Raw genomic sequence first — 25,978 nt, 5'->3', positions numbered from 1 at the left:
ATAAAAGTATATTATGTTCAAAAAATCACTCTTAATCATGTTGTTGATACTGGTTGTTGCTGCGATCTCTTTTTGGCTAAACAGAGATAGCTGGTTGGCGGACTTTAATCAGGAAAGGGCGGTTATTACTGAACAGTTTAAACACGATGGTCAGGCTTATGGTCAAACAACGGATCAACAAAACTGTTTAGATACTACCTTACAACAATTTGATGGGTGTTTAGGGTTTAGTTGTACCGTTAATCAGGGTGTATTTTTGAAAGCATGCTTGAGTCAAGCAAAAGCCAGTGAAGGGTTTTGTGATGGTGTGCCTGAATATCGTGAAACACCGACGGAAGACGATAAAGCCTGGGCCAAATATTATTGCTGGAACCATAACATTAAAGGCGAGGGTTGCCGCTTTTTAATGAAACAGCAAAAGTATTTTTGTAGCCAATAAAAGACAGTTTGTCATTTATTTTCATCATTCTTACAAGAACAACAGTCCGTTACTTCAATAATCTGCATATATCGACTATTTTTAATTCTGTTTAGACTAAATGCTGAGCAAACAGTAGTCGGCAGGAACTCCTCTGACACCATCGCGTAATAACAATAATAATTTTGGGTACGCATGCATTATCATAAATTACTCTTTATTGGCCCTGTAGGCGCCGGTAAAACGTCGGCTATCCGTGCGGTATGTGACGGTCACCATAATCTTGAAACAGAAGCAAAAGCTTCTGATATGACGGGATTACGCAAGGCCACGACTACGGTTGCCATGGATTATGGATGCCTCACGCTGAATGATAACGAAGGTGTACAGCTCTACGGTACGCCGGGGCAAGCGCGTTTTAAATTCATGTGGGAATTACTTGCCAATAATCTGGCAGCAGACTGTGCTGGGATTATCTTTTTAGTGGATAACACACGTAATTACCCAATGCGTGATCTTAAATATTACTCGCAAGAATTTGCAGAACTGATCGCTCGTAAAAAAGTCATCTTAGGGGTTACCCGTTCTGATTTACGAGATGACCCTAGTTTGCTTGAGTACCAGAAAGCGCTATTAGAATTGGGAATTGAAGCATCGGTACGTTTCATTGATGCGCGTAAAGCGAGTAGCGTGCTGCCCTTAGTGGAAGAGCTGGTGGGCGATAAAGTTACCTTTGATGGCTGGTCAGGCCTTGTTAGTCAGGCGCTGGATAGTGAAGAAGAAACATTATTTGAAGAAGTGGAATTGCCACAGGATGACGCCCACTTTGCCATTCAGGATTATCTAGGAGAGGAGGTCGTTATGAAAGACTCAATTATTGATGATGTGATGAATCTGAAAGGCGTTCGTGGGGCAGTATTAACGGATGATATGGGCGAGATTATTACATCCTCTATTGAGTCGACAGACGTAAATGACTTTGTGGGCTTTGTTGCCGGTGTGGTGAATGTCTTTGAGGAAGCCTCTGGCTTAGGTTCCGTTCAAAATATTTGTATAAAGAGCAGCAAAGAAGACAATCTTTCAGTATTTCTTGGGGGTGAAAAGGCCCTTGGGGTGCAATCTTCAAACCGAGTCTCTGTCAGGACACTCAAACAGCAAGTTGATGACTTGTTACAGTGGAGTTAATTGAAATGGAGAAGATACTAAAAGATTTTGGACGTTTAGGTGGAATACACCATAGTTGTTTGATGAGAGCTGATGAAATGATGGCCTCCACATTTCCTGAGACGCTTGAAGAGAACCTGATGGGCGCTTGCCGAGTTGTTTATCAAATGTTTATGGCGGTTGAAGGCATGGGCTGCAGCCATCGAGAAATATTTATTGAGTTGGAGGAGAGCTTATTAATTGGTTATTACATCGCCGATGAAACTATATTAGCTTTGCTGACAGATAAAGACGTCAATCTTGCATTGATTAATACCAGTGTACGATCTTCATTGGCGCGCATCAAAAAGCAGCTAACCTCCCCAGATGTAGAGCCACCCGTTGTTCATGCCGCCACAGCACCAAACACTGAAAATCAAAGACGTGTAGAAGTTGAGCTGACGGGGCTGATGGGCAATTTACAAGAAGGTCTCGCTGAACATATAGGGCCGGCTGCTGAAATTGTATTTGATGATGCATATGCTGATTGGAAGGCGACACACGGAGTAAAGAGAAGCAAAATAGCAGAGCTGATTAAAGCACTGGCGTTTGAAATTGAAGATAAAGCAGATAGAAGCCGTTATTTACAGGCGGCCGTTCAAACGGTACGAGCATTTAACGCGCAAACCGTTAGGTCATAGGCTTTTAAAAGTCATGACCTTGGCTTGTTAGCTATGGTTTATACGGTAAGAATTACCTTACCTTGGGTATGACCGGATGCAATATCTTTAAAAGCGTCAGCTGTCTGCTCTATAGGGTAGGTTGTTGTAACATTTAAACGTAATACCTTGCTCGCATTCAGTTGGGCTAATGATTGTAATTGTTCGGCATTTGGTTCAACACGCAGGGGCAAAACAGTGAGGCCTCGTTCTTCACCTGCGGCTATTACTTCATCTTTTGTTACCGAGGGAAGCGTGACCATTGTGCCAGACTCTTTCAGACAAGCGAGAGCTTCTATCGCTGTTTGCCCGCCAACACCGTCAATGACTAAGTCAACATCTTGTACTGCATCACTAACGTGTTGCTGATGGTAATCAATGACTTGATCACACCCTAGTTGAGTAAGGAATAATTGGTTTGCCTGTGATGCGGTACCTATGACGGTAGCACCTTTCCATTTTGCGAGTTGAACCGCTAAGTGGCCGACACCTCCTGCAGCGGCCAGAATCAGAACCTTTTGCTTGGCGAGCAGTTGGCCTTTATCGAAAAGTGCTTGCCATGCAGTAAGTCCGGCTAGTGAAAGGCCTGCAGACTCTGTTAGGTTGCACTTCGCGGGTAACAGACTAATTTGATCACAAGGCACTGCAATTTCTTGGGCATAACACCCTGCTGCACTAGGAAACCGTACAAAACCAAAGACGTTATCTCCCGATGTAAAACCTGATACATCGGCTCCACAGGCAATGACTGTGCCTGAGAATTCCCAACCCGGTGTAAATGGGAGGTCTCCGATAAAGGGCGCTGCACCACCGCCACTGCACGTTTTCCAGTCAATAGGGTTAACGCCTGCGGCATGATTTTTAACGAGAACCTCACCTGCTTTGAGCTGCGGTTCTGGTACTTCTTCATAAACTAATGCTTCGGGTCCACCGAAGGTATGTATTCGGATCGCTTTCATGGGGTTTCTCCTAGGTGGGCCTTAATAGTTCGTCTAAAGGGTTCGCTATTTTCAAAATATTAGAGGTTATCTTTGCAGCCTGAACAAAGCAATTCTGTTAGTCTTATCTGTTTTAAAATCGGCTGATAAGTGAGAAAACATGTACTTTTTAGTATTACTTGAACAAATACTGTTTTGGGGTGGTCTTATTGTTTTTTTAGTCTCTCTGGCTATGTATGCCGGCAGAACAAAAGACTTTAAGTCTTTAGTGATGTTTTGGCAGCCTACCATTGAGTTTAGCCCTAAAGAGTTCAAGGTTAACCGTGCAGGCATGATGATGATGATCGTTGGTTTGGTCTTACGTCTTGCGGTTAACTTCATCGTTTAATATTAGGAGGGAAAATGCGAGGCAATCCGGTAAAAGGAGCAGGGTATTTGCTCAGAGGGTTCAGTATGTTGCCTGAACCCGGCATTCGGCAATTTGTATTGATACCGATGCTGATCAACATATTGATATTTTCCGGTGCAATTTGGCTACTGGTTAACGAGTTTGAAGGCTGGGTTAATTATTGGTTGGGGCAACTACCGCAGTGGATGTCGTTCCTGGATTGGTTGTTGTGGCCGCTGTTTGCTGTGTTGGTATTAATTACGGTGTATTACGGTTTCTCAATGGTGGCTAACCTAATTGCCGCGCCTTTTAATGGCTTCCTATCAGAGAAGGTTGAGAAGATGCGTAGCGGCGCGGTTATGGCGGATGAGGGCTGGAAAGGGATGTTGGCTACCGTTCCTCGTGCGTTGCAGCGTGAGCTATCAAAAGTTGCTTATTATTTACCACGTTTGCTTTTACTATTGATTATCAGCTTCATTCCCGTAGTGAATGTTATTGCACCTTTCTTATGGTTTTTGTTTGGTGCGTGGATGATGGCTATCCAATATTGCGATTATCCGATGGATAACAATAAAGTTAGTTTTAGGCAAATGAAGGTTATGCTGGCTGAACGGCGCTTAACATCACTTAGTTTTGGCGCCCTTGTTCAAGTTGGCATGATGATACCGCTGGTAAATCTAATTATGATGCCGGCTGCTGTTATTGGAGCGACATTATTTTGGTGTGAAGAGCATTGCGCTAAGCAAAAAGTGGGTCATTAAAGAGACCCTTAGACAATAGACTCCAAGGGTTTTACTTTGTCTAACATGTCCAGAGGAAAGTGGCAGCTGAATAGGCTGCCTTTGCCAAGTTGGCTTTCAATAGTCAATTTGGCTCCATGGCGATGTAAGGCGTGCTTTACTATCGCTAACCCTAGTCCTGTCCCACCGGTTGAGGAGGAGCGTCCCTCATCAACACGGTAGAACCTTTCGGTCAGGCGTGATAAATGAATAGACTCAATACCTAACCCATTATCTTGTACAGCAAAGTGTCCACCTTCTTGGTCAACCCACCACTGAATATTGATTTCCCCTTTTTGCGGTGAATACCTGACTGCATTAAAAATTAAGTTTGAGAATGCACTGTGGAGTTCTTGAGGCTGGCCTAAAAGGTCATATTCTGTGTCTATATTTAGCGTAATCTCATGTGTTTTATTTTGTGAACGCGCCAAAATAAGAGCATCTTGTTGGATAGAGTGGAGCATTTCTTGAATACGTATAGGGTTCTCATCTGGAATATGCTGGCTAGCTTCTAAGCGTGATAAGAAGAGTAAGTCAGCGACTAAGCTTTCCATACGACTCGCCTGAATTTGCATTTGATTCATAGCGCGGGTTAACGGTTTTGGCAGTTCTTGGTCAAGAAACGTTTCTAAATAGCCACGTATAACGGTCAGCGGAGTACGTAATTCATGAGATGCGTTGGCGACAAAATCCTGTCTTGTTTGCTCAAGTCGAACGAGCTGTGTGATATCACGCGCAACTAAAAGGCGATCGCCAAAACCAAATTCTGTAATCTGATATTGCAGAACGGTGTCATTTAATACTGGGCTTGGTAACTGCAGAGGGTCCTCATAATTACCTTTGCGAAAATAGCGAATGAAGCGAGGGTCACGTAATAGGTTAATTACAGGCTTACCGCGATCAGCTGATGCTTTGAGTCCAAGTAAGCGGTCTGCTGATAAATTCCACCATTCAAGATTATTATGCTGATCAATAATAACAAAGGCATCGGCAAGAGCTGATGAGGATTGTTGAAAACGCACAATGATGTCTTTTAACTGTTTGGTTTTACCTTGTTGGCGTTTTTGAATACGTGCTAAATCATCAAAAATATCACCCCACGCTCCTTGTGCTTCTGGCGGTATGGTATCGGAGCGTTGCAGCCAGGTTCTAAGCTTTTCTGTCTGACGTATTTGCAAAATACACCAGATAGATAAGCCCACAACTAAGCCCCAACTTAGATACCCGATAAGTAGCCCTATTGTTGCAGATATGAATGCAATAATAATAAGATTACCGAAAGATGCATGTGGCGAGTTTTGCATAAAATCCGTTTTACTCTGTAGTATTAGACAGCTTAATTAAGCTACTTTTGTTGAGAAACGATAACCCGTACCTCTGACTGTTTGTACCAGATAATCATGTTGATTACCTAACGCTTTGCGTAAGCGGCGAATATGCACATCGACCGTTCGTTCTTCTACATAAACGTTACCACCCCATACCATATCTAATAGTTGGCCTCGTGAATATGCACGATCTTGATGGGTCATAAAGAATTGTAATAAACGAAACTCGGTTGGCCCAAGGTCAATAGGGTTTTCATTTGATGTGACGCGATGCGACACAGGATCAAGTGTTAAACCGTCAACAGAGACTGGGTCTTCAATACCTTTAGGTGTAGCACGTCTTAACACTGCTTTTAGACGAGCAACTAGCTCACGAGGCGAAAACGGTTTAGTGATGTAGTCATCAACACCGGCTTCTAAACCTTTTACCTTATTCTCTTCTTCGCCTTTGGCCGTCAGCATAATGATGGGGATGTCAGCGGTTGTTTCATCCTTTCGCAGGCGTCGCGCTAGCTCGATGCCGCTCATGTTAGGCATCATCCAATCGAGCAAAATCATGTCAGGTTGTTGATCAACAATCATGGCATGTGCTGTTTGTGCATTGTCTGCTTCGCTACATTCATACCCTGCCATTTCAAGAGCAACAGCAATCATTTCACGAATGGGTGCTTCATCATCAACAATTAGAACTTGTTTACTAGTAGACATGTTAACCGTCCCTACGCATAAAATATGTCGGGAGTATTACACTGCTTTTATATGACATAAATGTTACATCTATGTCTTAAAGTGTCATATAGTGCAGAAAAATGCCTGCAAAAACAGCTAATCCAGCATAATGATTGTTTAGGAACGCTTTAAAGCACGGCTCACGCTCTCGGTCTTTAATCAAAAATTGTTGGTATATAAAGAGAATGGCAGCTATCGCTACGCCTAAATAGAAGCTCCAACTAAAGTTAAGTTGTTGGCCCACTAAAAGGAAAATAATGAGGGTTAATAGCTGTAAAGCACCAATAATTATTTTGTCTAAATCTCCAAATAAAATGGCAGTAGATTTCACACCGATTTTTAAATCATCGTCACGATCCACCATGGCATACATAGTATCGTAAGCCACAGTCCATAGTATTTTGGCTATATAGATGAGCCAGGCAATGGTAGGGATGGATTCGTTTACCGCGGTGAATGCCATTGGAATAGCCCAACCAAAAGCAGCGCCAAGAACGACTTGTGGTAAGTGAGTATGACGCTTCATAAAGGGATATAAAGAAGCTAAAAACAACCCACCAAATGACATTAAAATAGTCATTTTATTAGTGAAAAGCACCAAGCTAAATGCAGTTAGCATCAATACGGCAAACAGAGTCAGTGCTTCTTTACTACGAATACGGCCGGTTGCCAGCGGGCGTTGTGAGGTACGTTTAACGTGAGCATCTATTTTTCTGTCAGCAAAGTCATTGATAACGCAGCCAGCTGAGCGAGTGAGGAAGACACCTAGTACAAAGATAATAATAAGTTTGGTGTCGGGGATGCCTTCTGCCGCTATCCATAACGCGCAAAGCGTTGGCCAAAGTAGTAGATAGCTTCCAATGGGGCGATTAAACCTTGTTAGATCAATATAGATCGCAAAGCGCTCCCGAAGGGATAAAGCAGGCTGTGGTATGGTTTCTGACATGGCGTTAGTATCGGCAAGTTTGAATTATGGGGTGTAGTGTACCTTCTCCAGTGCTGGGAGAAAAACTTCACATACAAGGAGAGGTTTTCCTGATAGGAAAAACTTAGAACGACGCGCCCAAACGGTTTGTTGATTGGATAGGCGTAAACGTGAAATTTGTAATGGCCCACGGTGCATGGTCGGATCACTAAACAGGATGCTACCTAGAGAACGGTTTCCCACATGGCTTAGTTGGCGCTCACGGCCTGTCATTGTGGATGCTGGAATGATGGAACGCGCATAAACCCACACTTGGTCGTTGCCTAACAAATGCACTTCGCGAATTAAGGCCAACTGACGTAAGGGGATACCCAGTGTGAGTGCTTCTGAGCGAGTAGGGCGAGCCCAGCCTTGGCGCACCACCTCTACACGAAATTTACCATGACTGGCGTTGAGTAAATGTTGCGTGAGTGACGCACGGTCGGTTAGCCAGCGTTGCCAGCACAACGGTGCATGCAAACGTGTTACACGTCGCAGGCCTGTCCAGCGAACATCAAAATTCATGGAGGTCAGAGCGGAGGGAATGGGCACAGTATCTTCCTTATTTAACCGGGCTATATTCTACCTTATCTGTCTATAAACAGTATATCTGACTGGTTCATTGAGGCTGTTTGGATTAGGATGCCGCTATGAAAAAGAACACAAGTATTGAATATAAATGTGAAGACGTGATTAGTTTAAGCCGTGAGTGGGTCGAGACCATTGTGGTTGGACTTAACCTGTGCCCTTTTGCTGCTCCTGTGGTACGCCATGATACCTTGCGCTATGCGGTTAGTGATGCGCAAACCGCCGAGGGGCTGGCCAGTGATTTTTTAAAAGAACTTAATCTTATTCAAGATGCTGATGAGAAAACAATCGCCACAACCTTGTTGATAATGCCGCAAGGCTTGGCAGACTTTTATGATTATCTTGATTTACTCGCTCATTTTGAAAAACTGCTAGCAAAAGCCGGACTATCAGGTGTGTTTCAGCTCGCTAGTTTCCACCCTGCATACCTGTTTGCTGGGGTTGCTCCTGATGACTTGAGCCATTGGACGAATCGCTCCCCGTTTCCGATGGTACATATTATTCGTGAAGGTCAAATGAGCCGGGTGTTGATGCATTACGATAACCCGGAAGAGATTCCTGAACGTAATATCAAATTACTGCAAGAGATGGGGCGCGAAGGCTTAGAGAAGCGCTTCCCGCCGTTTGCTGATTTTATTGATTAAGCAGCGACAACGCAGTTTCGTTGGCTGCTTTTTGCTTTGTAGAGTGCTTGGTCCGCATGCTCAACGAGTTCGTGAGGGCTGTTGCTGCTAGAAGGGATTAAGGTGGAGACACCTTGGCTAACGGTTACCACTAAACCGGTTGATGAGCGGTCATGAGCAATGCCCAATAACATGATCTGGTCGCGAATCGCTTGTGCTACCCGTTTCGCACCCTTTGTGTCTGTATCTGGTAGTAGAATGGCGAACTCTTCTCCGCCATAGCGACACACGGCATCATGGGAGCGGTTAATTGTAGTTTGCATTACGCCAGCCAGGCGTCGTAAGCAGCTATCACCTGCTAAGTGGCCATAGCGATCGTTAAACGCTTTGAAATGATCAACATCTAACATGATTAAAGAGAGGGGTTGGCGGGTACGGGCACTGCGGCGCCATTCCATTTCTAAGCTTTTTTCAAATTCCCTACGATTATTGACGCCTGTTAATCCATCAATACGGGCTGAGCGCTCGAGGAAATCACGTGATCTTTTTAGCTCTAACATCATACTGATACGCGCACGGATAATACCCGCCGCACGATCTTGAACGAGGTAATCAGAGGCGCCATGTGCATAGGCCTTAAGTTCTTGTTGATCGTCACTTTCTGCGCCGACTATCGCAATGGGTACAAAAGTGTTGTTGATATTTTGTATCAGACGTTGGCAAAGTAATAGATTATTTAACCAGTCATCAGTTGCGTGTATTAATACAAGATCGGGTGTTTGCTCTGCAGATTCTAATTGCTGCTTCAAGTCACCTAGTGTTGCCGGGAGCAGAATGTTGTAGTCGCTGCGCAATGCCTCAATGAGCTGCCATACCGGTGTTAAGCCTTCGCTGGCAAAAACGGCAATCGTGTGATGTTCGGAGTACTTACACATTTCTCGGGAGTCGTATTCGACCTTGTTGTCTTCTCCGGCAAAAAAAGCACTAATTTCATCGATGGATGCTAGGCCAATTAATTTTCGGCTATCGGGTGAGAAAATAACAGGCACGCGTGACCCTATGTGACTGTTTTCCCAGCGATCTTGCCACTCATCAAGTATATCTTCGGCATCCATATCGATAGACAGTTCAGTCGGTAAATCAGCGGCTTCTAAGCAATCATAGATAACCGTAGGGCTAGCAATATCTAAGCCGTCTACCCACATCGCTTTATAAAATAGATCTCTAAAAATAATGGCTTTTTGGCTATCGATTTGTGCTGCGGCAATGACACATAGAATTGCAAAACGACTATCGGGGCGTTCAGACGGAAGAGAAATAGGTATTTCACTGGCATAACTGCGTACTGAAAATACATCACTCGCCAGTTCTGCGAGCATATCGGGGGTATTTTCATAAAGGCCAATATCTTGTGCATGCTCTACTAAGCGGTAATCAACTTTATCGAGAAGGTTGAGCGCTTTCAGGCGTTCGTGCAAAGCGTAGCTATACGGGCAATTAAGGTCACCATAGACAACATATTGGTTCAGCGCAGCGTTAGACATGTGTAATACCACTTATGTTTACTTGTCATATGTATAGCGGCTAGAACAAGCGAAACTTTTGGAATATGTCAGTCGTTACTGTTTTTTATCAAAGTAAAAAACAGCCGGTCCGGCTGTTTTTTTAAGCAATAAGGTAGATATAACTACTCTTTAGGCTCTTCTGATTCACTAATACCTGCCGTCTGTTTAATCTTTGAAAGTGGTTGGTGGCGAACATCAGTGCCACTTACAAGGTAGATTAGGTGTTCAGACATATTACGTGAATGATCTCCGATACGCTCCAAGCTGCGTAATACCCAAATAACATTTAAGCAACTGGAGATTGCACGTGAATCTTCCATCATATAAGTCATGAGGGAGCGCATCGCGGTACGGTACTCTTGATCAACCGCCTTATCTTGCTTGGCGACGTGATAGGCAAGCTCGGTATCGTTACGCGCAAAGGCTGTTAATACATCTTTCACCATGGAGCGTACCAAGTTGCCTATATGACGGACTTCTTGGTAGCCACGTTGTGATTCGCCATCTTCTACTAACTCGATGGCATGACGGCAAATACGGCTGGCTTCATCTCCCATCCGCTCAAGATCATTAACGGCTTTGGAGATGGCAACGATTAGGCGCAAGTCACTCGCTGCAGGCTGGCGTTTAGCGATGATGGTAGTGCAGCGCTCATCAATCATCAGCTCCATTTCGTTGGTTTGTTTATCAACGCGACGTGAGCGCTCTGCTAATTCGGCATCGCCGGTTAATAGTGCTTCCACTGCATCGTGCACCTGGCGCTCTACTATGCCACCCATAGTGAGAAGTTCGGTGCGGATCTGCTCGAGTTCATTATTGAACTGCTGAGAGATATGGGTCGAATATGTATCTTTAGTGAGTTCCACGGTAACGGTACTCCGTCCTTATTAGTGATTCACAAACGAAAAGTTTATATGTCTTATTATTAACCGTAACGGCCAGTAATGTAGTCTTCGGTTTGCTTCTTTTCTGGGTTGGTGAAGAGAGTGTCGGTACCGCCAAACTCAATAAGATCACCCATATACATGAAAGCAGTATAGTCTGACACGCGGGCGGCCTGTTGCATGTTGTGTGTCACGATAACAATGGTGAAATCGTTTTTAAGCTCATGGATTAGCTCTTCAATCTTCAACGTAGAGATAGGATCCAGTGCTGATGCCGGTTCATCTAGAAGTAAAACTTCAGGCTTTACAGCGATCGTTCGAGCAATAACCAAACGTTGCTGCTGTCCACCGGACATACCTAGCGCACTTTCATGCAGGCGGTCTTTTACTTCATCCCACAAAGCCGCAGATCTTAGAGCCCATTCTACGGTATCGTCTATGTCACGCTTCTTTTTAATACCTTGGATACGTAGGCCGTATGCAACGTTTTCATAAATTGATTTTGGGAATGGGTTTGGCTTCTGAAAAACCATGCCAACACGGCGACGTAAATCAGCAACATCAACAGTGCGATCAAAGATATTGTTGTCGTCGAGTAGAATCTGACCATTAATGTTGCAGCCATCTACTAGGTCATTCATACGGTTAAAGCAGCGTAACAACGTTGATTTACCACAACCGGATGGTCCGATGAATGCGGTTACACGTTTTTTTGGAATATCCATGTTAATACCATGGAGTGCTTCCTTATCACCATAGGATAAACGTAGATCTCTTACCTTTAACGTCGTTGTTTCGGTATCCAGATCTAAAGTTCTGGCTTCACGCTGCAACGATGAGATATCGATACCATGTGTTTTAGCGTTAGTCGTCATTTTCATTCTAACCTTCTCAAAGTTATTCGTTATACAGCGTTACATTTCTAGCGATTTATATTTTTCACGTAGGTGGTTACGAATTTGCACCGCTGAAATATTCAGTAGTGCAATAACCGCAACCAGAAGCAGAGCTGTTGCATAAACAAGTGGGCGTGCTGCTTCTACATTCGGGCTTTGGAAGCCAACATCATAGATGTGGAAGCCCAAGTGCATAAATTTCTGATCTAAATGTAGGAACGGATAGTTAGCATCAAGCGGTAGGCTAGGTGCCAATTTGACCACCCCGACGAGCATCAGCGGAGCTACTTCACCGGCAGCACGTGCTATAGCCAAGATAACACCTGTCATCATGGCAGGGCTGGCCATCGGCAATACAACTTTCCATAAGGTTTCTGCTTTGGTTGCACCAAGAGCAAGTGAGCCTTCACGCACCGAACGAGGTATACGTGATAACCCCTCTTCTGTGGCAACAATAACAACCGGCACTGTCAATAGTGCGAGTGTGATTGATGCCCAAACTAGGCCTCCCGTACCAAAAGTAGGTGATGGCAATGCTTCTGGATAAAACAGTCTATCGATGTTGCCTCCAAGGAAGTAAACAAAGAAGCCAAGCCCAAACACACCATAAACGATTGATGGAACACCTGCCAAGTTGTTAACGGCGATGCGGATCAGGCGAGTAGTAAAGCCTTGTTTAGCATATTCACGAAGGTAAACCGCTGCAATAACACCAAACGGTGTGACCAGTATCGACATTAGTACAACCATCATCACAGTACCAAAAATCGCAGGGAAGATACCGCCTTCGGTGTTGGCTTCACGAGGGTCGTCTGAGACGAACTCTTTGATTTTTTCAGCATAGTGAATCAGCTTAGCGCCGACAGACATGTCATTTGGGCGAAATGCGCGGACAATTTTAGCGACAGCAATATCGATCTCTTGGCCATCAGACACTTCTGCAATAATAGTATCCCGATTGATCTCCGTGTAAAGATCAAGCAAGCTTTGCTGTAGACCTTCGTAAGAGATATTTAGCTCCTTTCTACGAGCATCGATCTCTGCATAAGGCGCTGGATCAGAAACCTCTTTTAATTCAAGCGCACGTTGCTTTAAACGTAGTCGCTCAAGCTCATAGTTGATAGAGCCAATTTCATGCTTCTCGATTTGGTAAATATCTTTACGTATGATCAGAGCACGCTCAATGCTGGCTTCAAAGCTTTCCCATAATGCTACATACTCAGGGGTCTTTTCATAGCCGTCATATTGACCAACGAGCTTATCGCCTTCTTTAAGCGCACGCAGGTAACCATAAAAATTACCCCATTCACGACGCTCTGCCGTGAACAGCATTTCGGGGTTGCTACGATCAGATAGATTATCATCCAAAACCCAGGTGAAGTCGGTTCCCGTAACATCGCGGTTGCCAATTTTCATGAGGTCACGGCGCATCATCAGAGTCCCTTCAGGAACGATAACACCGGCATCACGCAGCTGCTCAGCAGGTACTTGCTCTGATTCTACAATCTCGCCAATAACAAGGCTTTTCTCTCCATTAAGGGAGTATGTTGCTTGCTGAATATCCGCTGGCCAAAAGTGCCCAAGACCACGTACGGCTATGAGGGAAAGTAGGCCTATGACCATAATTACACAGATGGCTACTGCCCCTGCATTTAACCAGACCCACGGTGAACCGGACTTGGTCCATTCTGTAAAAGAGACTTTCATCGTCTTTAATCCTTAATCATCAATGGGTTACAGAGAACCGTATTTTTTACGTAAGTGTTGTCGTACCAGTTCAGCCAATGTATTGACCACAAAGGTAAACATGAATAGAACAAAGGCCGCGAGGAACAAAATACGGTAATGAGTGCTACCCACTTCTGACTCCGGTACTTCTACCGCAATGTTGGCGGCTAAGGTACGCATTCCTTCAAAGATGTTCATATCCATAATAGGGGTGTTACCAGTGGCCATTAATACGATCATGGTTTCACCAACAGCACGTCCCATACCTATCATCAAGGCAGAGAAGATCCCTGGACTAGCTGTAGGCAGCACAACGCGTGTGAGTGTTTGCCATGGTGTTGCTCCCAGCGCTAATGAGCCATAGCTCAGATGCTTAGGTACAGCAAAGATAGCGTCTTCTGTGATTGAGAAGATGGTAGGGATAACAGCAAAACCCATAGCAATACCAACAACGAGCGCGTTACGTTGATCGTATGAGATATCTAATTCATTGCTCATCCATAGGCGCATATCACCGCCAAACAGAATGCCTTCTATACCATCAGAGACAGATAGACTGAATAGCGTAGCGAGGATAACGACAGGAAGGAGTAACGCGGCATCCCAACCTTCGGGAATCATGAAACGGTATTTGTTAGGCACTTGTGCCCAGGCAAAGCCGAATGCAACTATCGCAATAGGTACAAAAAGAAGAGTGACAAAGATGCCTGCGAGCTGGTTTTCCATAAAGGGCGCCAACCATAAGCCTGCAAGGAAGCCAAGAATAACCGTAGGCAATGCTTCCATTAATTCGATGAAAGGTTTTACCTTACGACGCATCGCAGGAATCATGAAATAAGCAGTATAGATTGCCCCACAAATGGCCAGTGGCGTACCTAATAGCATGGCATAAAAAGCGGCTTTCAACGTACCGAAAGCTAATGGCATTAAGCTGTATTTAGGCTCAAAGTCATTGTTGGCCGCAGATGACTGCCAGATATACTCGGGTTCTTCATAGCCTTCGTACCAGACTTTATCCCACAAAGCGGACCAAGAAACATCGGGGTGCTCGTTATGAATTTCTAATAAAGATAGCTGCCCATCTTTTTCGATAAACATGGCATTTGAGCGTGGTGCATAGCTGATGCTATCTGCAGTACCTTCAACAACTGTTGCGGTGAGTGCGTTGCGTTCAGCTGTGGTGTTGAACAGGCGCAGAGTGCCTAGCTCGTCAATAGAGGCGAAGCCTTTGCGGCGATGCTCGATAGTAAGGTCAACAATGGCTGCGTTGCCTCCACTAAATTCACGAACCTTAGTGAATTTCCAGTCAGTGTCTTCATCGCGAATCAGAAACCATTGAGATACTTTTCCTAAATCGTCGGCGATGAGTACAGCATTACCACCTAGCAGCATTTGGAAGTTGGTAATATTGCCTTTACTGGCTTCAATTACTTGTGTTGTTTGTGGGCCGTCTTCAGCTTTAAGGTCAACGACGGCAAGTGTACTTTTACCTGCTACCAGTAACCAACGTCTGTCTGGGAATAATAAGAGCTTTTGAGCTTTTAGATTAAATTGAGGAAGTGCTTCTGACTCTGTTGTCGTCTCAATTTCACCTGTCATCATATTTTCTTCGACAGATATCTTAGTTTGAGTCAGCCCTGTTTCATCACCACCGATCAAATTCCAGTTTTCTTCAGTATGAGAGATACCTAAAAGCTTAAGCGGTCTGTTACCAATCTGAATGGGTGCTTTACCTAAAGGGTAAATCAGAGAGGGGGTAATAACGCGCTCACCATCTGGATACGAAGAGGCGTAATTGTGTTGAATGACCAGTGCATCCCCGTTGCTGAAGCCGATAGCAAATTGGCGTAGTGGGTCTGAGATGGTAGAAAGGCCCGTAATGCTGCTGTTTGCTGGGATATCAATCGTTTCAGATTTAATAATTGAACCGTTCAAGGTATTGAAGAAGAGAACTTCCCCTTGGTCAGTAACACGAACACCGATTTCAGCTTGCTCTTCCATGGATAGGTATAAGGTGTTGCCACTACCAGGAATAGGGTAGCTTTCTATTGCCTGCTCGTTTTGCTGCCATGGCTGCACTTTAGCCGACTGAAATAGCGGCATTACTTCGTAAAGTAGGTAGAAGAAAATCAGAAGAATCGCAACGATGACACTAATGCCGCCAACCGCAATGCTACCTGAGGCCATTCTATCCTTGAGTGCGCGAAACTTACGCATGCGCAGCTGAGCAGGCGTGTTGAAGTCAATTTGAGGAGCTGATGTATTTTCAATACTCATGGGGAATGTAGTCCTGATGGATCCATGATAATAGTGGCTACAGGGTAAGCAAATTATGTGACACTAATGTTACAGGGGCGTCATAAACGCAAAAAGGGAGTGTCTTTCGACACTCCCAACATAGCGGGTTTAGTCGGCTGCTTTTACAAGCCTAGATCAGCCATCTGTTTAGCAACAACTTTTGCTGGCAATGGGATGTAGCCATCTTTTACAACGACTTCCTGACCTACTTTAGCCAGTACCATTTTCAGGAACTCAGCTTCCATTGGAGGAAGAGATGCGCCTGGCTTTTTGTTAACATAAACGTATAAGAAGCGAGACAGTGGGTAAGCACCGCTAACAGCGTTTTCTGGTGTTGCTGCTACGAACTTACCGCCTTCTTTTTTAGCCAGTGGTAAAGCGCGGACAGAAGATGTTTTGTAGCCAATGCCTGAGTAGCCGATGCTGTTCAATGAAGTCGATACTGACTGTACAACAGAGGCTGAACCTGGTTGCTCGTTTACATTATTTCTGTAGTCGCCTTTGCACAGTGCTTTCTTCTTGAAGTAGCCGTAAGTGCCTGACACAGAGTTACGTCCAAATAACTGAATGCTTTTGTTTGCAAGAGCCCCTTCAACACCTACTTGTCCCCAAGTAGTGACGTCTTTTGGCGCGCCACATTTACGAGTAGAGGAGAAAATGGCATCAACCTGCGGAATAGATAATCCTTTAACTGGGTTATCTTTATGTGTAAATACCGCAAGGGCATCAATAGCGACAGCGACAGGTGTTGGCTTGTAGCCGTATTTTTTCTCGAATGCTTCGATCTCTTTATCTTTCATTTTGCGAGACATTGGGCCCATGTTAGAGGTGCCTTCTGTCAGTGCTGGTGGCGCAGTAGAAGAGCCAGCCGCTTGAATCTGAACATTAACATTCGGGTATACACGTTTGAACTCTTCAGCCCACAACGTCATTAAGTTAGCCAATGTATCTGAACCCACACTAGACAAGTTGCCAGATACACCAGAAGCTTTTGTATACGTTGGCAGGTTAGCATCCAGCAGGTCTGTAGCGTTAGCTGTTAGGCATGTGGCAGTCATTGCTACAGCCGCGAATAACTTCTTCATGGGTTTCATTTTTTTAGCTCCAAACAAACTAAGGGTTTATTAAGTAAGTTGGCCGTAATATAAATACTGTTTGTGACAGGAATGTGACAGTTTCAGGCAGTAAGCTGAAAAGCAGGCTAAAGTCATTGAATTGTTAGGGGTAACGTTTCTGTATCTGCTAAGATGGTATAGCTGTTTTATACTTAAGTCTAAATTTGTATAAGTGTCTTTGAACTGTTAAAAATAACAAAATATTGAATAAGAAAAATAATGAAAAGTGAACAATCTGATTTAGAACCTCGTGGTGAGTTGACATTAAGAGTCCCTGCTAGTCATGCAGCGACTAATGTTTTTGGCGATGTATATGGTGGTTGGGTATCTTCGCAAGCTGTACTCGCTGCCGAGATGCGTGCGGGAGGTGAAACCGCAGGTCGTGTTGCCACAGTATCTATTGGTGGGATGGAGTTTATGTCACCGGTACTTGTGGGCACCATTCTGAGCTTCTATACGGAGATTGTCGAAGCGGGTAATAGTTCTATTCGTATGAAAGTAGAGGTATGGGGGCGCTGCCCTGATGGACGAGCTTTACGAAAAGTGACAGAAACCGAATGTGTACAAGTCGCTATTAATGATGATGGACATATTCGTTCTTACGAATAAGTTTTACTTAATTGCGACACTTGTCTAGAAAACATTGCTATTTAGAGCTGCTATTGAAGCATCAACGTTGCCAGATAAGTAATTGATTATTGGCAGGCATCAAGCAGTCTTCTACCAAAGATAACCCTTGTTCATGTGCAAGGGTATTAACGGCTTCAAACTCACGTATTCCGCTCGCAGGATCACGGTCTTTCAGCCATTGGTCAAACTGTGCGTTACTCGCTGATGTATAGGTGTCGTTGTAGCGAAAAGGGCCATAAACAAATAAATAGCCGCCTTTTTCGATGAGTGTACCGATGCCTTTAAAAAAAAGTTGTACCTCTTCCCAGCTCATAATATGTAATGTATTTGCGGTGTAAACCCCGTCATACAAGGCGTTAGGCCAAACGCTGTTTACGTTCAGTTCGATGGGGGATAAAACGCCTTGGGAGGCATATTGTTCAATGTTAATCTGCAAAGCATCTAGGTATCGCTCTTGATCAGAGGGCTGCCAAGTCAGGTGCTGGTGGTGTGAACTTAAAAACAATGCGTGTTGGCCTGAACCACTACCAACTTCTAAAATAGTTTTACGGTATGCCAAGTAAGTAGACAGTTTTTCTAAAATCGATTGTTTGTTGCGCTCGCACGCTTCGCTGTAATTGAGCATATGAACTAATGTTCTTTTGTTGATAATTTAATTAATAGGTTGGCCGCTAAGAGTTAAGACAAAAGAAAAACAAAACAGTTTCGTTCATGCTAGTCACATAAAGGTTTATAGAAAGTGTTTATGTCGATCATATCTTTATCATAGTCACCACTTGTCGTGATGAATTTTCCGATACCCCCACGTTTGTTTTTATAATCAACAAAGGCTAACGCAATAGGTACTTGTGCTCCATGAGCAATATGGTAAAAACCACTTTTCCATTGTTTTACGCGCGCTCTAGTACCTTCTGGCGACATCATTATACGTAGTTCGGGTAGCTCTTTGAATTTTTCTATTGTTGCGTTGACCATATTATTGGAGTGTGAACGGTCAACAGGTATGCCACCCATCCAGCGCATTAAACTACCAAATGGGAATTTGAAAATGCTTTGCTTACCAATCCAGTGCAGCTGAGTATCTAGCGAAAACGCTATCATCAAACTTAGAGGCATATCCCAGTTGGTTGTATGCGGTGCTGCAATTAAAACGCATTGTTTTACATCTTGAGGCATACTGCCAACAACTTTCCATCCTAAGAGCTTAAGTGTCACGCGTGAAAAGCTACGTAGCAGCGGGCGAATAATCGGAGCAGTGAACATGGTTTTTTGTAGCATGCAGGTGCAGTCTCTGAAATTTATTATTTTTATTCTAGACGAAGTGAAGTATAACGGCATTGCTTAGCGAGTGAGAACTGCTCAATCGTTAGAAATAAAAATGTAGAGGGTATTAATGGGTACGCTTTTAACACTGCTGAGTCGATTCTGGTTGGCAATTACATTACTGATACTGCTGGCTATTACGCTTCTTTCTTTATGGCCTGCGGATGGTTTGCCTAGTGTGCCGGGAACGGACAAAACACATCATTTTATCGCTTATGCAGGTTTAATGTTCCCTGTCGCATTACGCCAGCCTAAGTACTGGTTAATTATTGGAATGTTTTTTATTGGCTGGAGCGGCGCTATTGAACTCATCCAGCCATACGTAAATCGCTATGGTGAGTGGTTGGATATGCTGGCCAATAGCACAGGGTTACTATGTGGGATGTTATTGGCCCGCATGGCTACATTTTTCTTCGATGTAAAGCCTGCTAATTGAATGTAGCCGGTATTTACACCGGCTCTAACTTAGCAAAGCCCAAGACTAGCCACTTCATGCCGACATTTTCAAAATTAACCTGTATACGGGCTTTAGGGCCTGTGCCTTCGCAGTTCAGGACTATGCCTTCTCCGAAGCTTTGGTGGCGCACTTGTTGACCAATATAGAGTTTAGGGGTGCCGTCATCCATTTGAACCGAGTTTGGGCTAAATTTGCTATTGGATGAGTTGTTATAGTCATTTCTTGAGGTCATTGGACGGCTGACACTAGCGTTTAAGCGTACTTCTTCGATCAGTTCAGAAGGGATTTCCTGAATAAAACGCGAAGGGCGGTTAAACGTTTCTTGACCATGCATCCGACGGGATTCGGCGTAAGTTAAAAACAGCTTTTGCATAGCGCGGGTAATACCGACATAACAGAGTCTGCGTTCTTCCTCCATACGACCCGGTTCATCAGCGGACATCTTGTGTGGAAATAAACCTTCTTCTACTCCACCGAGAAAAACCATCGGGAATTCTAGACCTTTGGCTGAATGTAAGGTCATTAGCTGAACGCTATCTTGGTGGTCGGCTGCTTGTGCATCACCTGCATCAAGAGCTGCTTGATCCAAAAAGGCAGATAGCTCGTTTACATTTTCCTCTTCAGGGCTAGCGACCCATTGACCGCTAAACTGTTTGGCCGCGTTAATCAGTTCTTCAAGGTTTTCTAATCGAGATTGGGCTTTTTCACCTTTCTCTTTCTTGTGATGATCGATTAAACCACTGAGCTGGATCGCATGGTCTGTTTGTTCGTGTAACTCTGTGCCCATCGAATCGGTATCGATCTGGTTAATCAGATCTAGAAAGAGTTGTAGTGCTGTCAGTGCGCGAGAGGGCAGCTTTTTATACTCTACGACTTCATTGGCGGCACGCCACATCGATACGTTTTCTGCTCTGGCTTGTTCGCGAACTATTTCGATTGTGCGAGTACCGATACCGCGTGTGGGCACATTAATGATGCGCTCCATAGCTGTATCATCTTCGCGGTTGGATACGAGGCGTAGGTAAGCCAAGGCATTCTTAATTTCTAAACGGTCGTAGAAACGATGACCGCCGTAAATCTTATAGGGCATACCGCTACGGATGAGTGCTTCTTCTAGAACTCGGGATTGGGCGTTTGAGCGGTAAAGAATAGCGGATTCTGAGCGTAGGTTGCCCTCGTCAACCCACTTTTGGATCTGGCCGACAATAAAGCGTGCTTCATCTTGCTCGTTGAAGGCCGCGTAAAGACTGATTTTTTCTCCGTCTTTGCCATCTGTCCACAGTTCTTTTCCTAAGCGCCCGCGATTGTTTTCAATAACGGCGTTAGCCGCTTTGAGGATGGTTTGTGTCGAGCGATAATTTTGCTCCAAACGTATTGTGTCAGCCCCAGGGAAATGCTCTGGCAGGTTCTGAATATTTTCAATACGCGCACCACGCCAACCATAGATAGACTGATCGTCATCACCGACGGCCATAAGTTTGCGGTCATTTCCACAGAGTAATCTTAGCCATGCGTATTGAATGGCGTTGGTGTCTTGAAACTCATCAACGAGCAGGTAACGAAAGCGCTGTTGATAATGTTGTAGCAATGATGGGTTACGATCGCGTAACAGTTCTAAACAGCAAAGTAGAAGTTCACCAAAATCAATCATTCCGCCACGATCACACGCTTCTTCGTAAGCTTCATACATACGAATCATGGTGATGTCATGTGGATCGGCTGTTCGTTCTAAGTGGCGACTGCGTAAGCCTTCATCTTTTTGCGCATTGATGAACCATTGGAATTGACGTGCAGGCCAGCGAGTATCATCCAACGACATCTCTTTACATAGACGTTTTATCAGCCGTAGCTGATCTTCGCTATCCATTATTTGGAAGTTCTCATTAAGGCCTGCGTCGCGCCAATGAGCGCGCAATATCCGATGTGCCAAACCGTGGAAAGTACCGACCCACATGCCATTGGGGTTAACGCCCAGCAGTGTTTCTATACGACCACGCATTTCGCGTGCCGCTTTGTTGGTAAAGGTCACTGCCATGATGGAGTAAGGAGAGATGTTCTCCGTTTGTACGAGCCAAGCAATACGATGCACCAGTACGCGTGTTTTTCCTGAACCTGCACCGGCCAGTATTAATAGGTTTTGTACCGGTGCCGTTACGGCGCTGCGTTGCGCATCGTTTAAACCATCAATTATTGCAGTTACATCCATCGTTACAGGCGCTTTCTTTATGAGTTCAGTGGAAAACTGCCTAGTTTTTAGCTAGGCAGGTTTGAAGGGGTTGCGATGCGATTGAGTAGTATACGTTTAAGCTCATCAGGGTCTTTAATCACCATGTCGCCACTTTGACGGCCTGCTTGCTCAATACCACATGCAGGAATAAGGCGTGATAACCAAAAACGCATTGCCGCAGTACGTGTTAGCTGTGGCCATGCTTTGTACTCATCAGCGGTGAACGGCCTTTGGGCATGATAAGCTTTTAATAATGCTTGTTCGCGCGGAGCATCAATCGTCCCATTGGGTAGAGTGCACCAGTCGTTAGCGACGATTGCTAAATCAAATAACAAGAAGGCTGTCGCGGCATTATAAACGTCAAGAATGGCCGATACTTGGTTGCCTTCAAACAGTGCATTATCATGGAACATATCGCCATGAATAATGCCCATAGGAAGCCCCCAAGGCTGCTCGCGTAGCTCATCAAATAAGCGGACTTCTTGCGCCAGTAACTCGCCATCTTCTTTACTTAAGTGGCGTTGAATATTCTGGCTTTCACGTCTCCACCAGAACACTCCGCGATGCGCTTGTCGGCGCAAATAGAAATTTTCTGCCGCTAGATGAAATTTGGCTAGGTGCGTTCCGATAGAGGCGCAGTGCTCAGGCGTTAAATCTTGTTGAGCAACATGCTCGCCGCTAAAGCGTGGCTGTATGAGTGCCGGGCGATTATGTAACTTTTTGAGTGCAATGCCGTTGCTATCCTTAAAAGGGAATGGCACAGGTAATTGCCGCTCAGCTAGCCAAGTTGTGAGTTCGACAAAGAAGGGCATATCATCCATGCCAAACTCTTCAAACACTGTCAGCACATATTCAGTTTGCTGATGGTTTTTTTCGAGCGTCACGAAGTAATTGGTATTTTCAATACCGCCTTCAATGCCTTTATAGGAAACTAACTGCCCTAAGTCATACTGGGCGAGTAAGTTTGTCATGTCGTCTTGCGAAAGTTGTGTATATACGGCCACGTGATTACCAGCGAAAAATAACCCACTTAGGGATCAGGAGTGATGATTCTTCAATACGGACCATAGGCCCATGTCCTTCTGAAGGAACCAGATAATAGGGCTTACCAACGGATGGCACCACTTTAATTTCTCTTAGCTCACCATTGATACGGTATTCGTAATAGGTGGTATCATCCTGATGATGAATACTAATGTCTGGCTGACCCTCTTCAGGATCTCCAGGTACACCTGCGGCAAAAGCGGTAACTGACATAAAAAGTGCCAGTAATATCAGTAATTGTTTACTCATTCTTCCATACCCATTGGTTTGGTCGTGCCATTTTTACTATGATTGTGAGCCCGGACACTTGCTCTGTAAAGTCTCAGGGATAACTAACTGACGGATTGATAATGACCCAGCAACCAGCCCCCCTTATATTAGTCGACGGTTCATCTTATTTATACCGTGCTTTTTTTGCTTCCCAACAAGCGGATTTGCGCACCAGTGATGGTACGCCCAGTGGCGCAATTCGTGTAGTCACCTCTATGATACGTAGCTTGATTAACCAGTACCCCGACAGCCGTATCGCCGTAATTTTTGACGCTAAAGGGAAGACGTTCCGTGATGAAATTTTTGCTGAATATAAATCACATCGCCCTCCTATGCCAGATGATCTGCGTTTACAGATAGAGCCGATACACAGCATTATCCGTGCAATGGGGTTGCCTCTGATTGTTGAGGGAGGTGTGGAAGCGGACGACGTGATTGGTACGATGGCTTTGCAGGCGACTGAGCAAGGGTGTGATATTTTGATTTCCACGGGCGATAAGGATATGGCGCAACTGGTGAATAAACATGTCACCTTAATTAATACCATGACAAATACTGTCATGGATGAGAAAGGAGTTGAGGAGAAGTACGGCATTCCTCCTAATCTAATTATCGATTTCTTGGCATTAATGGGCGATAAAAGCGACAATATTCCCGGTGTGGCGGGTGTTGGAGAAAAAACAGCACTGGCTTTATTGCAGGGTATTGGTGGGATTTCAGAGCTCTATCAACGTTTAGATGATATCGCTGAGTTAGGTTTTCGTGGTTCGAAAACAATGGCAAAAAAATTAGAAGAGAACCGAGAAGCAGCTGATTTATCGTATTTGCTAGCCACCATTAAAACGGATGTCCCGCTCGATTTTGAACTTTCTGATATCAAGCATCCTAAACAGGATAAAGAACAGCTTCTGGAACTCTTCAATACCTATGAATTTCGCAGTTGGGTAAAAGAGCTTGAAGAAGGTATTGAAGCGGTAGCAGTCGAAAAGGCCGCAGTAGCTGCGATGCCTGAAGTACCACAAAGCGTAGATTATCAGGTGATTACTGAGCAGGCGGAGCTAGATCGTTGGCTTGATAAGCTTAAATCCGCTGATCTTTTTGCTTTTGACACCGAAACAGACCGGCTAGATTATATGGAAGCTGAGCTGGTAGGTGTTTCTTTTGCAGTAGAGGCAGGAGAGGCCGCTTATGTTCCTTTAGCACATGATTATATGGGTGCACCAGATCAGCTGGATCGTAATTCAGTTTTGGCGCAGTTAAAGCCGTTATTAGAAAGTGATGCTCATAAAAAAGTAGGTCAGCACATTAAGTTTGATATGAACGTGCTTGCTCGCTATGAGATCGACTTAAAAGGCGTTGCTTTTGATACGATGCTGGAATCCTACGTGTTGAACTCAGTGGCTACTCGTCATGACATGGATAGCCTTGCACAAAAGTATCTGGGCGTTAAAACGGTTACCTTTGAAGAGATTGCCGGGAAAGGTAAAAAGCAGCTGACTTTCAATCAAGTTGATCTTGAGCAGGCTGGTCCATATGCGGCTGAAGATGCGGATATCACGTTGCGTTTACACCAAGCATTGGATGCAAAGTTATCCACAGAGGCATCGTTAAGCCGTGTTTTTGCTGACATAGAGCGCCCATTGATTTCTGTGTTATCTAAAATTGAACGTCATGGCGCTAAAGTGGATGCAAACCTACTGGGTAAGCAGAGCCTAGAGATAGAGCAGCGCCTTGCAGAGCTGCAGCGCTCGGTGCATGAATTAGCGGGCGAAGAGTTCAACTTGGCTTCGCCTAAGCAACTGCAAGTGATACTGTTTGAGAAAATGCAGTTACCAGTGCGAAAGAAAACACCTAAAGGTGTACCGTCTACGGCTGAAGAGGTTTTACAAGAGCTGGCGTTGGAGTATGAACTACCGAGGTTACTACTTGAACACCGGAGCTTGAGTAAGTTGAAGTCGACCTATACGGATAAGTTGCCTTTGATGATTAATAAGCGAACTGGACGTATTCATACCTCGTACCATCAGGCGATAACTGCGACAGGGCGACTTTCATCGACGGACCCAAACTTACAAAATATTCCGGTAAGAACGGCTGAAGGTCGGCGCATTCGCCATGCTTTTGTCGCCCCTGAAGGTTATGTTCTTGTGGCTGCCGACTATTCTCAAATTGAACTGCGTATTATGGCGCACTTGTCGGGTGATGAGGGCTTGCTCAATGCCTTCTCTCAGGGAGAAGATATCCATAAGGCGACAGCGGCAGAAGTCTTTAAAACTGAGCTCAGTCAGGTCAGTGCTGATCAGCGCCGTAGCGCAAAAGCGATTAACTTTGGTTTGATTTATGGCATGTCAGCTTTTGGTTTAGCGAAGCAGTTGGGTATTGGGCGTAATGATGCGAAAAAATACATAGAACATTATTTTGCTACTTACCCTGGTGTGCAAAATTATATGGAAGACATTCGTGATAAAGCTAAAACCCAAGGTTATGTAGAGACTGTATACGGGCGGCGTTTATATCTGCCTGCCATTAATGCGAGTAATGCTATTCAGCGCCAAGCGGCAGAGCGAACAGCGATAAATGCGCCGATGCAAGGGACTGCAGCCGATATTATTAAGCTGGCAATGATTAAAGTTGATCAATGGCTGCCTGATAGCGGCTTTGATGCCAGCATGATTATGCAGGTTCATGATGAGTTGGTCTTTGAAGTGAGGGCTGATCAGGTTGAGGCGTTTAGTGTACAGGTATCTAAGCAAATGCAGCATGCTGCGGAACTTGATGTACCTTTAATTGTTGAAGCGGGTAGTGGCGAAAATTGGGAGCAAGCACATTAGTTTCAATAAACTGTATTTTTTTTGGACAACGTGGGAACTTAATCGATAACTCGGTGGTCATTAGTTATACACATCGTAAAAGTTCCCCTTTTG

Annotated in this window: 25 protein-coding genes; 9 read left to right on the top strand and 16 right to left on the bottom strand. The window is 44.6% G+C overall.

The window, feature by feature from the left end; translation table 11 throughout:
• Positions 1–13: 13 nt before the first annotated feature.
• The 3 genes from NEJAP_RS19045 to NEJAP_RS19035 all read left to right on the top strand — a co-directional run bounded on the left by NEJAP_RS19045 (position 14) and on the right by NEJAP_RS19035 (position 2,262).
• Complete coding sequence (locus NEJAP_RS19045; RefSeq protein WP_201348660.1) at positions 14–439, top strand: hypothetical protein; 426 nt, start codon at positions 14–16, stop codon at positions 437–439.
• A gap of 174 nt (positions 440–613) precedes the next feature.
• A complete protein-coding gene (locus NEJAP_RS19040; protein ID WP_201348659.1) occupies positions 614–1,603 on the top strand; it encodes a GTP-binding protein in 990 nt (329 codons plus the stop codon).
• Positions 1,604–1,608: 5 nt separating this feature from the next.
• Positions 1,609–2,262 (top strand): hypothetical protein, encoded by a 654-nt coding sequence (locus NEJAP_RS19035; RefSeq protein ID WP_201348658.1) that lies wholly within the window; start codon positions 1,609–1,611, stop codon positions 2,260–2,262.
• A gap of 38 nt (positions 2,263–2,300) precedes the next feature.
• On the opposite strand, the gene NEJAP_RS19030 is transcribed toward NEJAP_RS19035, so the two are convergent.
• The gene (locus tag NEJAP_RS19030) at positions 2,301–3,239 is read right to left on the bottom strand and encodes an NADP-dependent oxidoreductase (protein ID WP_201348657.1); all 939 of its coding nucleotides are present in this window, start codon (positions 3,237–3,239) and stop codon (positions 2,301–2,303) included.
• A 139-nt stretch (positions 3,240–3,378) separates the two neighbouring features.
• Between NEJAP_RS19030 and NEJAP_RS19025 the strand changes: the two genes are divergently transcribed.
• Positions 3,379–3,606, top strand: coding sequence for a hypothetical protein (locus NEJAP_RS19025; protein WP_201348656.1), 228 nt, complete (start codon positions 3,379–3,381; stop codon positions 3,604–3,606).
• Between the two features lie 14 nt (positions 3,607–3,620).
• Positions 3,621–4,367: a sulfate transporter CysZ gene (cysZ, locus tag NEJAP_RS19020; protein ID WP_201348655.1), complete on the top strand. Its 747-nt coding sequence runs from the start codon at positions 3,621–3,623 to the stop codon at positions 4,365–4,367.
• 8 nt (positions 4,368–4,375) lie between these two features.
• Here the strand turns inward: cysZ and phoR are convergent, their stop codons facing one another.
• From phoR to NEJAP_RS19000, 4 genes are all read right to left on the bottom strand, one after another.
• Positions 4,376–5,689, bottom strand: coding sequence for a phosphate regulon sensor histidine kinase PhoR (gene phoR, locus NEJAP_RS19015; RefSeq protein WP_201348654.1), 1,314 nt, complete (start codon positions 5,687–5,689; stop codon positions 4,376–4,378).
• Positions 5,690–5,725: 36 nt separating this feature from the next.
• Positions 5,726–6,421 carry a phosphate regulon transcriptional regulator PhoB gene (phoB, locus tag NEJAP_RS19010; RefSeq protein ID WP_201348653.1) on the bottom strand — a complete coding sequence of 232 codons (696 nt, stop codon included), beginning with the start codon at positions 6,419–6,421 and terminating at the stop codon, positions 5,726–5,728.
• Positions 6,422–6,497: 76 nt separating this feature from the next.
• Positions 6,498–7,388: a 4-hydroxybenzoate octaprenyltransferase gene (ubiA, locus tag NEJAP_RS19005; RefSeq protein WP_201348652.1), complete on the bottom strand. Its 891-nt coding sequence runs from the start codon at positions 7,386–7,388 to the stop codon at positions 6,498–6,500.
• 24 nt (positions 7,389–7,412) lie between these two features.
• On the bottom strand, positions 7,413–7,958 hold the full coding sequence (locus NEJAP_RS19000) for a chorismate--pyruvate lyase family protein (protein WP_201348651.1): 546 nt from the start codon (positions 7,956–7,958) through the stop codon (positions 7,413–7,415).
• A 98-nt stretch (positions 7,959–8,056) separates the two neighbouring features.
• On the opposite strand from NEJAP_RS19000, the gene NEJAP_RS18995 reads away from it, so the two are divergent.
• A complete protein-coding gene (locus NEJAP_RS18995; protein WP_201348650.1) occupies positions 8,057–8,638 on the top strand; it encodes a DUF1415 domain-containing protein in 582 nt (193 codons plus the stop codon).
• Here NEJAP_RS18995 and NEJAP_RS18990 read toward each other — a convergent pair.
• The 6 genes from NEJAP_RS18990 to NEJAP_RS18965 all read right to left on the bottom strand — a co-directional run bounded on the left by NEJAP_RS18990 (position 8,635) and on the right by NEJAP_RS18965 (position 17,082).
• The gene (locus NEJAP_RS18990) at positions 8,635–10,161 is read right to left on the bottom strand and encodes a diguanylate cyclase (RefSeq protein WP_236590998.1); all 1,527 of its coding nucleotides are present in this window, start codon (positions 10,159–10,161) and stop codon (positions 8,635–8,637) included. The two genes, NEJAP_RS18995 and NEJAP_RS18990, sit on opposite strands and share 4 nt — an antisense overlap.
• 143 nt (positions 10,162–10,304) lie before the next feature.
• The gene (gene phoU, locus NEJAP_RS18985) at positions 10,305–11,048 is read right to left on the bottom strand and encodes a phosphate signaling complex protein PhoU (protein ID WP_201348649.1); all 744 of its coding nucleotides are present in this window, start codon (positions 11,046–11,048) and stop codon (positions 10,305–10,307) included.
• Positions 11,049–11,107: 59 nt separating this feature from the next.
• Positions 11,108–11,941 carry a phosphate ABC transporter ATP-binding protein PstB gene (gene pstB / locus NEJAP_RS18980; protein WP_201350729.1) on the bottom strand — a complete coding sequence of 278 codons (834 nt, stop codon included), beginning with the start codon at positions 11,939–11,941 and terminating at the stop codon, positions 11,108–11,110.
• Positions 11,942–11,980: 39 nt separating this feature from the next.
• On the bottom strand, positions 11,981–13,669 hold the full coding sequence (gene pstA, locus NEJAP_RS18975; protein WP_201348648.1) for a phosphate ABC transporter permease PstA: 1,689 nt from the start codon (positions 13,667–13,669) through the stop codon (positions 11,981–11,983).
• 27 nt (positions 13,670–13,696) lie between these two features.
• Positions 13,697–15,967 carry an ABC transporter permease subunit gene (locus tag NEJAP_RS18970; RefSeq protein ID WP_201348647.1) on the bottom strand — a complete coding sequence of 757 codons (2,271 nt, stop codon included), beginning with the start codon at positions 15,965–15,967 and terminating at the stop codon, positions 13,697–13,699.
• A 143-nt stretch (positions 15,968–16,110) separates the two neighbouring features.
• A complete protein-coding gene (locus NEJAP_RS18965) occupies positions 16,111–17,082 on the bottom strand; it encodes a PstS family phosphate ABC transporter substrate-binding protein (protein ID WP_201348646.1) in 972 nt (323 codons plus the stop codon).
• 240 nt (positions 17,083–17,322) lie between these two features.
• Here NEJAP_RS18965 and NEJAP_RS18960 point away from each other — a divergent pair, with 240 nt between their 5' ends.
• Positions 17,323–17,712 (top strand): acyl-CoA thioesterase, encoded by a 390-nt coding sequence (locus NEJAP_RS18960; protein ID WP_201348645.1) that lies wholly within the window; start codon positions 17,323–17,325, stop codon positions 17,710–17,712.
• Between the two features lie 61 nt (positions 17,713–17,773).
• Here NEJAP_RS18960 and NEJAP_RS18955 read toward each other — a convergent pair whose 3' ends face one another.
• Positions 17,774–18,358, bottom strand: coding sequence for a DUF938 domain-containing protein (locus NEJAP_RS18955; protein WP_201348644.1), 585 nt, complete (start codon positions 18,356–18,358; stop codon positions 17,774–17,776).
• Positions 18,359–18,447: 89 nt separating this feature from the next.
• Positions 18,448–19,011 (bottom strand): lysophospholipid acyltransferase family protein, encoded by a 564-nt coding sequence (locus tag NEJAP_RS18950; RefSeq protein ID WP_201348643.1) that lies wholly within the window; start codon positions 19,009–19,011, stop codon positions 18,448–18,450.
• 115 nt (positions 19,012–19,126) lie between these two features.
• Between NEJAP_RS18950 and NEJAP_RS18945 the strand changes: the two genes are divergently transcribed.
• The gene (locus NEJAP_RS18945; RefSeq protein WP_028468158.1) at positions 19,127–19,492 is read left to right on the top strand and encodes a VanZ family protein; all 366 of its coding nucleotides are present in this window, start codon (positions 19,127–19,129) and stop codon (positions 19,490–19,492) included.
• Positions 19,493–19,505: 13 nt separating this feature from the next.
• Here NEJAP_RS18945 and uvrD read toward each other — a convergent pair whose 3' ends face one another.
• From uvrD to NEJAP_RS18930, 3 genes are read right to left on the bottom strand one after another with little or no spacing between them, the layout of a single operon-like run.
• Complete coding sequence (uvrD, locus tag NEJAP_RS18940; protein ID WP_201348642.1) at positions 19,506–21,719, bottom strand: DNA helicase II; 2,214 nt, start codon at positions 21,717–21,719, stop codon at positions 19,506–19,508.
• A gap of 47 nt (positions 21,720–21,766) precedes the next feature.
• On the bottom strand, positions 21,767–22,744 hold the full coding sequence (locus NEJAP_RS18935; protein ID WP_201348641.1) for a homoserine kinase: 978 nt from the start codon (positions 22,742–22,744) through the stop codon (positions 21,767–21,769).
• Positions 22,745–22,748: 4 nt separating this feature from the next.
• Entirely contained in the window at positions 22,749–23,033 is a 285-nt protein-coding gene (locus NEJAP_RS18930; RefSeq protein ID WP_201348640.1) for a DUF2782 domain-containing protein, read from the bottom strand.
• A 101-nt stretch (positions 23,034–23,134) separates the two neighbouring features.
• Between NEJAP_RS18930 and polA the strand changes: the two genes are divergently transcribed.
• On the top strand, positions 23,135–25,885 hold the full coding sequence (gene polA / locus NEJAP_RS18925; RefSeq protein WP_201348639.1) for a DNA polymerase I: 2,751 nt from the start codon (positions 23,135–23,137) through the stop codon (positions 25,883–25,885).
• Positions 25,886–25,978 lie beyond the last annotated feature (93 nt).

This window comes from Neptunomonas japonica JAMM 1380 (genome assembly GCF_016592555.1).
Classification (GTDB): Bacteria; Pseudomonadota; Gammaproteobacteria; order Pseudomonadales; family Balneatricaceae; genus Neptunomonas; species Neptunomonas japonica_A.
This window is presented reverse-complemented; position numbering and strand designations above follow the sequence as displayed.